This window comes from Bacteroides sp. 1001136B_160425_E2 (assembly GCF_015559655.1).
GTDB lineage: Bacteria > Bacteroidota > Bacteroidia > Bacteroidales > Bacteroidaceae > Bacteroides > Bacteroides luhongzhouii.
This window is the reverse complement of sequence record NZ_JADMQH010000018.1, coordinates 21,028-33,740: the sequence shown is the minus strand read 5'-3', so window position 1 is coordinate 33,740 and position 12,713 is coordinate 21,028. Positions and strand designations below refer to the sequence as shown.

Below are 12,713 nucleotides of genomic sequence, written 5' to 3'. Positions count from 1 at the left end.
ATCTCTCTTCTCAGTAGGCAATCTTCTTCGGATATATGTCTTACTATACTCGTTAAAATTATTTCTAATCATTGCATTTACCGTTCTCACGGGACTTGCTAAATTAAAAAACTCATGGAAAAAGATATGAATCATTATATCTTGAAATGGCGAATATCAACGTTTACAAGATGTTACTTGCTATGTTTGGTATCCTTTATGCTATGCTTTGCCATGAATGTCTTCTCTCAAGGGTCGCCAAAAACTATCTCAGGGAAAGTGACCTCAAACGATGGAGAAGCGCTCATTGGAGTAACTATCCAGGCAGAAGGTACGTCAGCCGGTACTATTACAAATGTGGACGGTGCATTCTCGTTTAAAGTACCTTCCACTGCCAAGACTCTAATTTTCAGCATGATAGGTTTTAAAGAACAAAAGATACTGATTGGTACTAAAACTCACTTCAATGTACTTATGCAGGAAGATGCCATTGCGATAGGAGAGGTCGTGGTGGTAGGCTATGGCGTTCAGAAAAAAGCCACTGTTACCGGAGCTATTTCAGTTGTCGACACGAAAGACCTCCTTCAGTCTCCACAGGCAAATATTAGCAATGCGCTTGTAGGACGAATGCCGGGACTTCTTTCCGTACAGAATAGTGGTGCACCTGGTCAGGATGCTTCCACATTAAGAATACGTGGTGTGGGAACATTTGCCCAATCTACGGAATTGTTTGATCCATCCGCCCCATTGATTATGGTAGACGGTATTGAGGCGGCAACATTCAATAATATCGATCCGAATGAGATAGAGTCCATCTCTATTCTGAAAGATGCGTCGGCTACGGCGGTGTATGGAGTACGTGGTGCGAATGGTGTTATTATTATTACTACCAAACGGGGAACTGAAAGTGCTCCGAAAGTAAGCCTTTCCAGTAATTTTGGACTGGCTACCTTCACCGAAACCCGTGAGAACATGGGGAGTTATGAGTGGGCGAAAACCTTTAATTCTGCTTTGAAGAACGACGCCTATTTTAAAGGAGTTTATATTCCTAAATTTACAGATTCGGAAATAGAGCGTTACCGACTCAATTCTGACCCACTTTTCTATCCGAGTACCGACTGGACAGATGTGATTCTGAAGAAATGGGCATTTCAGACGCAGCATAACGTGAATATCAGTGGTGGAACCAAGCGGGTGAAGTATTTCGTTTCATTGGGATATTTCAATCAGGAAGGTTTGTATAAGAATACGGATATCATGTCCGACGTAGACTATAAACTTAAATATGACCGATACAATATCAGGGCGAATTTTGATTTTAAGGTAACAGATGATTTGGGTATCAAGTTGAGCTTGTCTGATCAGTTGGATACTCGTTCCGGACCGCGAAACAGTGTGGAATATGTGCTTTCCACTGCCTATAAGGCGGCTCCTAATCTAGCACCGGGCATTGTTGACGGCAAACTGACTGTACTTAAAAACAGGGACAATAGCATTGTCAACAACCCGTTGGGCAACCTGCTGAGAAGCCCTTATGATAAAGATCAGGGAAATAATTTGAATGCTCAGGTGAGAGCAGACTACAAACTGGATTTTCTGACCAAAGGACTCTCTGTACACGGAACGGTGTCTTATCAGAACTACTACTGGTATCAGCGTAGCTATCATCCCGAACTACCTTATTACTATTTGGTCTATGATCAGGAAGGGGGACCAAAACATGTGAAAGCAAGTCAGGAACGGCCGCCTTCACTCAATACGGATTCCCGGAAAACCCGTAAGGTAGATATTGAATTCGGACTGGATTATGCCCGTTCTTTCGGCGGTGATAAAGAGCATAACGTGAGTGCTTTGTTGCTTTATAATCAACGGAAGTTATATGACCCACGTCTTAAATATGGAATACCGAATGCTCATCTCGGATTTGTAGGTCGTGCTACTTACGATTATAGACAGAAATATCTTATAGAATTCAATATGGGCTATAACGGTACGGAAAATTTTGCAAAGGGACATCGATTCGGTTTCTTCCCGGCTTTTTCGCTAGGCTGGGTAGTGTCCGAGGAGAAGTTTTTCCCAAAAACAGAAGCAGTTTCTTTCCTCAAGATACGCGGTTCTTACGGTGAAGTTGGTAATGACTGGGTGGGGGATGATCGCTTCCTCTTTCTACCGACTTCTTACACCAAGGATGGTGGCGGTGATTTTGATATCGGCTATTGGTTTGGAGAGGTTGGTGTCAATGCAAACAAGCATGGCTCTGCTTCCGAAGGGATTTTGGGTAATCCTGATCTTACTTGGGAGCGTGCTCGTAAAGCAAATGTAGGTCTTGAAATCAGGCTGTGGGATGATAGAATCAGCCTGACCGGAGATTATTTTTATGAGAAGCGTAGCAATATCCTTACCCGTATGGGAACAGCACCTGTCATCACCGGTGCACAGCTTCCTGCATACAATCTCGGTATTATGCAAAACCAAGGGTTTGATGGGGAGTTGACTTTCCGTGACCGTGTTGGTCAGTTATCTTATTGGGCAAAAGGAATCTTTACCTTTGCACGTAATAAAGTTATAGAAATGGATGAAGTAGCACCGAGATACCCTTATCTGAGAGCCACAGGACAACGTAGCGGTCAGTACTTCGGACTTATTGCAGAGGGCTTCTATAATACTTGGGAGGAAGTTAATGACCCTAATCGTCCACGTTCTATTTGGGACAATAACAAGATACAGCCCGGTGATGTGAAATATAAGGACGTGAATGGTGATGGTGTTATTAATGAAGACGACCGTGTACCTATCGGTTATTCCGGTTTCCCTGAAATCATGTATGGGATTTCTTTTGGTGGTAATTGGAAAGGTTTCGACTTCTCCGTATTATTTCAAGGGGCAGCCAATCAATCCCGCCCAGCATCCATTACTATGAGTCGTGGTTTCATCACTGACGGCGGTGCACCCGCTTATTTGAATGACTATTGCTGGACTCAGGAAAAGTATGATAATGGCGAAGCGATTAAGTTCCCTCGTCTGTCCATTTCGAGCGACCACAATTATCAGCGTTCTACACTTTGGGTGCGCAACTCGAAATATCTCCGTCTGAAAAATGTGGAACTGGGCTATACGTTCAATGGCAGTATTCTGAAGAAGCTGGGACTGAGTTCTACCAGAATCTATGCTAATGGCAGTAACTTGTTTACATGGCACAATCTATTGAAAGGCGAAGACCCTGAAATTCCCTTTGTGGGTGATGGCAATTATGAGCCATATCCTACAACGATGGTGTTTAACTTTGGACTAAATGTGAATTTTTAATATGTATACGATATGAAAAGGACAGTAATATATGTGATATCTTTTGTGTTGGTCGCCTTTTTAGGTACATCTTGTGAAGATTATCTCGAAAAGCCTCCTGGAGTTGATCTGACGGAAGATATGATTTTCGATAACGAACAAAACCTTGAGGAGTTTATCAACGGTACATATTGGCTGGGTGTTACTTCCGATCTTGGATGGCAGGGTAGGGAAGGTGGCGGTGGTTACGCGCCATGTTGCGACGAGGGAGAGATTTCGATGGCGTGGTATTTCCAGCATGTGTGGAACAGAGGAGCGCTCAATGCCTCAACCGGACCAACTACGCATGATACACGTTGGGATGACCGTTGGAAAGCATTACGCCGGGCTAATATTTTGATAGAACGGATAGGTAGTATTACTTTCGAACCTACCAACCGTGAGTATGACTACAAGAACCGTGTAATGGGGGAAGCTCTTTGGATACGTGCCTATAATCATTTTGAATTGTTTCGTAAGTTCGGTGGAATTCCCAAAATTGACAAACGTTTGAATATGGGTGACGATATGAAGATTCCCCGTTCTTCGGTAGAGGATATAGTGAAATTCATCGTAAAAGACTGTGAGGATGCTGCCGGACTATTGCCCAGTTCGTATGCTTCCAATGAGCGTGGGCGCATTCATAAAGGTGCAGCACTGGCTTTGAAAGCACGAACACTTCTTTATGCGGCAAGTCCTCAGTTTAATACGGGTAATCCTTACATGAGTTTGGGAAGTGACAATAACCTCATCTGTTATGGTAATACTGATGTTAGTCGCTGGGAGGCTGCTGCCGATGCTGCTTTGGCAGTTCTCACTTGGGCCGAGACAGAAGGAAAGTGGTGCAAACTCATCGATACGGACCAACCTGATAAAGATTATCTAACCTCTTGGAATGTTTATGATAATTCGGAGATAATTCTTGCTCAGAAGGCTTCAGGAGCAGTGGGACCTTGGCATTGGCCTTTCGAACCGATGACTCCCAAAACACAGGGACAAGGAGGAATTTCTGTTCCATTGAATTTTGTAATGCTTTATCAGAAGAAGGATGGAACCGATCAAAATTGGGATTTGAAGAACGGAGGAGATGATTTACTAGCCAAATACTCAGAACTCGATCCGCGTTTTGCACAAACGCATGCTTATCACACAAGCCGTTGGAACAATCAGATTGAAAAATTGGATATGACTTCGGGAAGTGTTAATAACCCTCTTGAACAACCTTGTTGGGGAGGAGTAATGGCACATAAACCAGTACCATACGACCTTTCGTCCGACCATCCAATTATTCCGAATGTTACGTTGTTCCGGCTTGCCGAGTTTTATCTCAACTATGCTGAAGCGCTGAATGAGGCAGACCCCGGTACAGTTGTTCCGGAACCTGCCAGACTGAAAGCAAACGTTATCAGAGATCGTGCCGGTATGCCGGAATTTCCGGCCGGAATGTCAAAGAGCGATTTTCGCAAAGCTATAAAACGCGAGCGTGCCATTGAATTAGCTTATGAAAACCATCGTTTGTGGGATTTAAGACGCTGGTTGGATTGCGAACAGGACGGAGTGATGAAAGGTGATATGTACGGTATAAAGATATATCCGTTGGAAAACAACCCGGCAGATTTCAAGTACGTACCTTATGTCTTTGAGAAGCGGTTCTTTCCGAAGTATATGTATCTTAATCCTTTCCCGCAGAGCGAAGTGAACAAGGGGTATATCGTACAAAATCCTGGTTATTAGAATCATTACCTATTTATTGTATAATAAAACAGTAATTACTATGGCTTTAAAATACACTACAATATTTCTGAGTACGTTTCTGCTTCTCGGTTCGGGATTCGCTTCTGCCCAATCGTCCTTCAAGGATGTTACGCAGTATGACGATTCCGTACAGATAGGCTATGAGAAACAGCCGTTTTGGAAGGTGACTTCTGCCATTTCTACGGTAGAAGGAGAGAAGTTGCAGAGGACATTCACAACGAATGTTGCATCTACGTTATATGGGAGATTGCCCGGCCTTACACTGATGGAAGGTAGCAATGAGCCGGGATTCAGTATTGGTTCCAACAGTATGTTTGCACGAGGCATCGGGACTTTCCGCGATGATGCGCAGAAGATGCTTTTGCTTGTTGATGGGTATGAGTGCGATTTCACTCAACTTTCGTCTTTTGAAATAGAATCGGTTACTTTACTCAAAGATGCTTCTGCCACTGCCATATATGGCGCCAGGGGAGCCAATGGAGTACTATTGGTGACTACAAAGAAAGGAAGTACTTCTGCCCTGCAAGTTAGCTTGCGTGCTCAAGTGGGTTTCCAACAGGCAAAGCGGATGGAGGAATTTATGGGAGGTTACGATCATGCACGCTTTTACAATGAGGCTTATAAGAATGACGGTAAAGGAGATTACTATTACTCACCGGAAGATCTCGAAGCCTATCGCACAGGGAGTGACCCTTATTTTCATCCGAATGTGGATTGGGCTTCTCAAACATTGAGAAAGGTAAACCCTATAATGAACTACGATCTTAGTTTCCGTGGAGGAGGTGAGCGTGTACGCTATTTTGTGATGCTCAATGTTCTGAATAGTAAGAATTTAGTCAAGCCGATGGCAGACCGTTCGGATAATACGAAGAATGCCGACTTTACCAAATATAGTTTCAGATCGAATATAGACATTGATATTACACGCTACCTTACCGCAGAAGTGCTGTTGGGCGGTATGGTGCAAGATCACACTACTCCCGGTTGGGAGAGTGACAGTAATCTTTTTAGCATGATTAACGGTATTCCTCCTATCTCATTTCCGGTTTATAATCCCGATAATTCGTACGGAGGAACTGCATTAAGCGGAAATCCGTTGGCAGAGATTACCGATATGGGGTTTTATTCGAGGAACTCCCGTTTGCTGAATTCTGCTATCAAACTAACTGGTAAACTGGACTTCATTACTCCGGGATTGAGCGCTTCAGTAGCTCTTTCTTACAATAATTATTTCAAAGGATATACTATCCGTGGACGTAGCTACTCCAGATATTCGATAACAAAGGGTGCTGATGACAATCCGCTTTATCATCAGCATTCGGTAAATACCGATTTAGGAAATGATGAAAACCGTGCCGAAGAATGGAATAATGTAACTCTCAGGGCGTTTCTGAATTATGGGCGTACTTTTGGACATCATGATGTGAATGCATTTATGTTGTTCAACTATGATGAACTTGCAATTTCACGTAGAAATATGCCCGATGGTTATCAGAATGCATCAAATTTCTATAACTGGAATAGATATAATATTCTTTCGGACAATCTACCTGTGAAGCATGCAGGTTTTGCAGGTAGAGCGACCTATGCATACAATAAGAAGTATGTGGCGGAAGTGTCGTTTAGTTATGAAGGTTCGGACAAGTTCCCCGGACATGGCCGGTTTGGTTTCTTTCCTGCAGCCTCGTTGGGTTGGATACTGTCACGTGAGAGTTTTATGAAGAATGTCACATTTGTTGATTTTCTGAAGGTCAGAGGTTCTTATGGTGTGGTAGGAAATGATGCAATTGGTGGTGAACGTTATATGTATGACCAAACGTTTAATAGTGCCGAAGGTTATTTGTTTGGCGTTGCACCGACCGATCCCGGTAGTCTTCGTGAGTGGCGTGTTGCCAATCAGGATGTGACATGGGAGAAAGATAAAAAGTTCAATATTGGCGTTGAAGGACGATTCTTCGATTGCATAGATATGTCTTTCGATTACTTTCAGCATAAGCGTAATAACATCTTGGTTGTACCGGATGCAACGTTACCTTCTTTTTTAGGGATGATTCCTCCTTATCTGAATCAGGGGCGGATGACTAACAGTGGATTTGAGGCTATGTTGAGATATACCAACTCAGCAAAGAACCCTTTCCGATTTTATGTAGAAGCCAATGCATGGTTTGCTCATAACAAGATAGATTTTATGGCGGAAGAGGTAAAACTTTACGATTACCAGCGGCGTACAGGTCAATCTTATGGCAAATCTTATGCACTTATTGCTGAAGGTTTTTTCAACTCTCAGGAGGAGATTAATGCTAGTGGACTGACTTACGAATGGGGAACTATTCGTCCAGGGGATATCAGATATAAAGACATGAACGGTGACAACGTAATCAATGACAATGACTTCTACCCGGATGGATATAACAATATTCCGGAGATTACGATGAATCTTGAATCGGGCATTAGCTGGAAAGACTTTGATTTTAGTTTTCTATTTCAGGGAGCAGCACGAAGAGATGTTTATTATTCCATTTCAGCATTTGCCGGTGATAGCAGAATCCCGGAAATGGCTAGAGGGCGATGGACTCCGGAGACGGCTCAGACAGCTACTTATCCGAGGCTTACGACTGAAGTGGATAATATAAACTTCCGTACTTCTACTTTCTGGAAACGCAATGGCAGTTTCTTGAAACTGCGAAATGTAGAGCTTGGCTATACGCTGAAAAATTTTATTCGTAAAGGAAGTAATCTTAGAATATTTGCCAACGGGACGAACTTGTTTTCCCTTGACTATATGGACGGAATGACTGACCCGGAAATTTTTGGAGGTTATCCTACTCTCCGTACTGTCAGTCTTGGTGCTCAATTAACGTTTTAATTTTTATAAATTCTGAATGATGAAAAAGTCAGTATATATTATAGCACTTACCTCTTTATGCTTGTTAGGCAGCTGTGACCTTGATAGAGAGATACAAACGGACATCAGTCCTCAGTATGCTTATCGGAACTTCGATTATACCATGATGCGAGCGAATGGACTGTACGGACCGTTACTGCGTGGATTTAAGTATATAGACGATGCAATGATGGCATCTGCTACAGATGAGGCTGAATTTGTTGTACAGTGGGCCAATGTGCAGAACTTTAATCAAGGTTCGTGGAGCGAACGGTTGAATCCGGACAATAAGTGGGGGCATTATTTCGATGCTATACGCAGATGTAACCTGTTTCTCGAAAATTGTGATAATGTAGACTTCGACCAATGGAAAATGGATCCCGACGAGAATCAGCAAATCATATACCGTAAGAATCTAGCCAAATTAGAGAACCGGAAAAAAGAAGCGCGTTTCCTACGTGCGTTCTATCATTTTGAACTGATGAAGCGTTATGGTGGCATTCCGGTGATGGATCGTACTTACTCTTTGAAAGATGATTATACAGTATTGACCCGTCGCCCTTTGCAGGATGTAATCGATTTTATAGTCGGTGAATGTAAAGAATTGGCAGGTGATGAAGGGCTTCCGGTAAGTTATGAAGAGAATCTTGATTACGGCAGAATAACCAAAGGAGCCGCTCTTGCATTGAGAAGTCGTGTATTGCTTTATGCGGCGAGTGATCTTTATAACAATTCTGCATGGACAAAAGGTTATGAACATCCGGAATTGATTTCACTTACTGGAGACAGGCGTACTAAGTGGGCGGAAGCTGCACAAGCAGCCAAAGATTTGATTCTGATGCCCGAATCACCTTACTCGATTTGCAATGATTATAGCAAAATAGGGAAGGATGCTAATATTTCCGAATTGATACTGTTCAGGATAGAAAGCCAGTCTAACGACTTGGAAAGAATTAACTATCCGATTGGTTATTTGGGAGGAGGTACAGGGAATATGCCGTCCGGCAATCTTGTAGATGCTTATCAGAAGTCAAATGGAGAAATGTTCGACTGGACTAAGTTGGCAAATGATGCTGATCCCTATGCCGATCGCGATCCGCGCCTCAGAATGAGTATCATCACTAATAACGATACCTATAAGGGGCGTCCGGTAGAAATATGGGAAGGTGGTAAAGATGGGCAGCCGATTGAAAGAAGTACCCGTACCGGATACTACTTGAAGAAGTTTTTGGATGAAAATATCAATTTGCTCGAGAATGGTACATCTGTTCATGTGTGGCCTTATTTCCGGTTGGCAGAGATTTATCTTAACTATGCGGAAGCTTTGAATGAATGTGATCCGGGAAATGCTGATATCAAGAAATATGTTGATATGGTACGCGATCGGCAGAATGTAAAAATGCCCGGAATGACAGTCACGGGGCAGGAAGATGTCCGTGAATTTATTCGTAACGAACGCCGGGTGGAATTGGCATTCGAAGATCATCGTGCATGGGATACCCGTCGCTGGATGATTGCAGATAAGGTGGAGAACTTGAAACTGAGAGGAGTAAGAGTTACTAAATCTCCAACAGGTTTCGTCTACCAACCCAATGAAGTAGAAACCCGAGTCTTTGAGCCGAGGATGTATTTCTATCCCATTCCTCTGAATGAAATAAATGTGACTGGCTGGCCTCAAAACCCGCTTTGGTAATAGTGAACCCAGATAAAATCAAATGAAGATGAAAAAGATAGGTAAACAGATATATGGTATATTTCTCCTTTTGGGTATCATCCTGTTTTTGTATTCGTGCGAATACAAGGAGATAGCAGACGCTGACTACCCTCAGCAGAAAATATATTTAACGACGGCTTCTTATGGAGTCTATGATGTGAACACTCCGCCTGCTTCTGAAAATGAGGCTTATCGCTTTAAACTCGACTTCGAGAATGGCAAGTTCATCATACCTCTAAGCGTTTCACGTGGGGGAATGGACAAAGGAGGTGAAGTACGCGTGAATATCTTTGTACAGAATGATACGATAGCCAAAATGGTGGAGGCGGAGACACTTAAGTATGCGGATGAAAGCGGCAATGTGCGAGAAGTCAAAGTGTTGCCTGAGGGAAAATACACTTTGCCGTCTGGAGTAGCGATCCCATCCGGAGAAGATATAGGTAAGTTCACATTGGATGTTGATTTTGATTTCCTCGAAAGCAATATTAATGAACTATTTGCTATCGCCATTCATATCGACAGCCAGGATAGGGAAGTTTCGAAAGGCTTGAATACGACAGTTGTAGTGATAGATACCAAATTTATGGAGGTTGTTTCCTCATTCACTTACAAGCAGGATGACGTTAATCCAAATCGGATTATATTTACCAATACATCCAATGGGGCAGTATCTGTTTTGTGGGATTTTGGAGATGGAGCTACTTCGACAGAGATGAATCCTACACACGTCTATGCAACGAAGGGACGTAAGATGGTAACTTTGAAATCGACGGGAATACTAGGAACAGGTGATATGAAAGAAGGTAAGGTGGAAATATGGGATAAAAAAGGTGTCACCTGGTTCTTCCCCAACGGAGTACGTCCTTTCCAGAATGATGGTGTTTTCGTGGGTCCTTTCAGTACGCTGAAGGATTGGAATATGAATTCAAGCGTACGTTATATCACTGAGGGGACTATTTCCGTAGGAGGCTGGGGACCGGGTGATGATGGTATCATCCATATGGAGCCTTCTCCATGGCCTGACGGCGTGAAAGCAAGCAATGCTCATATCTGGTGTACCAAGAAGCTGCCGCGTGGAGAATACTATGTTAATTTCAATGTTGGTGCAAGCGGTATAGAACCCAATGGAGTGTCGGAGGGAAGCCCCTGTTTTTTGAATTTGAATTTCATCGCTGTGAAAGGAAATACAATGCCCGATATTACGGACATCGACAATAATCCCAATGTATTGGGTGGACTCAAGTTCCGTAAAACAGCTGAAGAAACCGGATATAAAAACTGGTATATTCAGGAGAAAAGTTGGGAATGGGATTTTAAGTTTACGGTGGAGGAGGAAATGGAAGTATCTATCGGCTTTGTTGCCAGCTTCGGAAGAGCATCTTTTTTCCGTATCTTCAATATTAATCAGTTCAACCAGTTGGCTTTTGACTAGATGGAAGCAAAAGGTCTCTGCCTGCTGACTAATGCAGGTGGAGATAATAATTATTAAAACATAAAGAAAGATGTTCAAAAGAGTAATATGTTTATTGGGGGTGTTAACCTTGTTCACTCAGTTTTCGATAACCAGTGCACAGAAAGACAGTACTTCTCATATGGAGAGGCGTTATAAGGCGGACACGGGAAGGGGGACTTTTCTTAATCCGGTGATGTGTGGTAATTATGCCGATCCTAGTGTGATACGCGACGGTGAAGACTATTATATGACTCATTCTTCGTTTACTGATATGCCGGGGCTTACTATTTGGCATTCCCGTGATTTAGTGAATTGGGAACCCGTTGCACATGCTCTTAATAAATTTGTAGGTAGCGTTTGGGCTCCTGATATGATTAAGCATAAAGATATCTATTATATTTATTTCCCGGCAAATGGTAAGAATTATGTGGTAACGGCAAAAGATCCGCGTGGTCCTTGGAGCGATCCGGTTGACTTGAATATAGGTGAGATAGATCCCGGACACGTTGTTGCACCTGATGGAAAACGCTACTTGCATATGTCGGGCGGCAATATCGTTCCGTTATCTGATGATGGGTTGAGTGTAACGGGTGAGATGACACATATTTACGATGGCTGGAAGTTTCCTTCCGACTGGATTGTAGAATGTTTCTGCCTCGAATCTCCCAAACTGACGTATAAGAATGGTTGGTATTATCTCACTTCCGCTCAGGGTGGAACGGCAGGACCGCCCACTAGTCACATGGTTATTTCTGCACGTTCTCGAACTCCCTTCGGGCCGTGGGAAAACAGTCCTTTTAATCCTATTATCAGGAATGCCCGCCGCGATTCTAAATGGATTTCTACAGGGCATGGTACATTGGTTGATTCTCCGGATGGTAAGTGGTGGATTATGTTCCATGGTTATGAACGGGAAAACCGCACTGTCGGTCGACAGACGCTACTATTACCGATAGAATGGACAGAAGACGGTTGGTTTCGCGTACCGAACGGGGTGGATGTAGATCTTCCGATTAAAAAGCCTCAGGGTACTGCGGTGCAACATGGTATGCAGCTTTCAGATGATTTCCGAGGAACGGTATTGGGGCGCCAGTGGTCGGTCATAGAAAACGCTGACAAGACAAAATTTACTGTTGCTGATAATGCTTTGAATATAAGATGCGATAGTAAATTTCCTTCCGAAACTTATCCATTAGTGTTGATGCCACAGAATAATTTTTATGGAATAGAGGCTGAGATAATAGCTCCGAAAGGCACTGAAGGTGGACTGGTATTCTATTACAACCAACGTTACTATGTGGGCATGTCGTTGGAAGATGGAAATGTATGTATGCTTTTTCCGCATGGTGGTAAGTCGAAGTTTGCCGGAGGGTTGGGTGAACATGTGTGGCTGAAGATTGTCAATGACCATCACGACTTGCTTTGTTTTTGGAGTATCGACGGGAAGGAGTGGACGAGAGCCGATTTTGTTCGAGATTTGTCCGGTTTCCACCATAACGCATTGTCGGATTGGGGAATATTACGTCCTGGGGTATTTGGCTCGGGTAAAGGAATGGTAAAGGTAAAAAGTTTCAGATATACAGGTCTAGATTAGGTAATTAATT

6 protein-coding genes are annotated in these 12,713 nt (G+C 43.1%); all 6 read left to right on the top strand.

What is annotated here, in order from left to right; all coding sequences use genetic code 11:
- Positions 1 to 114 precede the first annotated feature (114 nt).
- The gene (locus I2I04_RS17770; protein WP_195655539.1) at positions 115 to 3,285 is read left to right on the top strand and encodes a SusC/RagA family TonB-linked outer membrane protein; all 3,171 of its coding nucleotides are present in this window, start codon (positions 115 to 117) and stop codon (positions 3,283 to 3,285) included.
- A gap of 12 nt (positions 3,286 to 3,297) precedes the next feature.
- Entirely contained in the window at positions 3,298 to 5,037 is a 1,740-nt protein-coding gene (locus I2I04_RS17765) for a RagB/SusD family nutrient uptake outer membrane protein (protein WP_117809485.1), read from the top strand.
- 40 nt (positions 5,038 to 5,077) lie between these two features.
- Positions 5,078 to 7,924 (top strand): SusC/RagA family TonB-linked outer membrane protein, encoded by a 2,847-nt coding sequence (locus I2I04_RS17760; protein ID WP_195655538.1) that lies wholly within the window; start codon positions 5,078 to 5,080, stop codon positions 7,922 to 7,924.
- A 19-nt stretch (positions 7,925 to 7,943) separates the two neighbouring features.
- The gene (locus I2I04_RS17755) at positions 7,944 to 9,635 is read left to right on the top strand and encodes a RagB/SusD family nutrient uptake outer membrane protein (RefSeq protein ID WP_229127009.1); all 1,692 of its coding nucleotides are present in this window, start codon (positions 7,944 to 7,946) and stop codon (positions 9,633 to 9,635) included.
- 28 nt (positions 9,636 to 9,663) lie between these two features.
- Entirely contained in the window at positions 9,664 to 11,088 is a 1,425-nt protein-coding gene (locus I2I04_RS17750; protein WP_195655536.1) for a DUF5013 domain-containing protein, read from the top strand.
- Between the two features lie 70 nt (positions 11,089 to 11,158).
- Complete coding sequence (locus I2I04_RS17745) at positions 11,159 to 12,703, top strand: family 43 glycosylhydrolase (protein ID WP_195655535.1); 1,545 nt, start codon at positions 11,159 to 11,161, stop codon at positions 12,701 to 12,703.
- Positions 12,704 to 12,713: the final 10 nt, after the last annotated feature.

Excerpts from the sequence above, each read along its gene's own strand:
- I2I04_RS17750 (WP_195655536.1), top strand. The coding sequence starts at position 9,664 with ATGAAAAAGATAGGTAAACAGATATATGGTATATTTCTCCTTTTGGGT.
- I2I04_RS17770 (WP_195655539.1), top strand. The coding sequence starts at position 115 with ATGGAAAAAGATATGAATCATTATATCTTGAAATGGCGAATATCAACG.
- I2I04_RS17765 (WP_117809485.1), top strand. The coding sequence starts at position 3,298 with ATGAAAAGGACAGTAATATATGTGATATCTTTTGTGTTGGTCGCCTTT.
- I2I04_RS17760 (WP_195655538.1), top strand. The coding sequence starts at position 5,078 with ATGGCTTTAAAATACACTACAATATTTCTGAGTACGTTTCTGCTTCTC.
- I2I04_RS17755 (WP_229127009.1), top strand. The coding sequence starts at position 7,944 with ATGAAAAAGTCAGTATATATTATAGCACTTACCTCTTTATGCTTGTTA.
- I2I04_RS17745 (WP_195655535.1), top strand. The coding sequence starts at position 11,159 with ATGTTCAAAAGAGTAATATGTTTATTGGGGGTGTTAACCTTGTTCACT.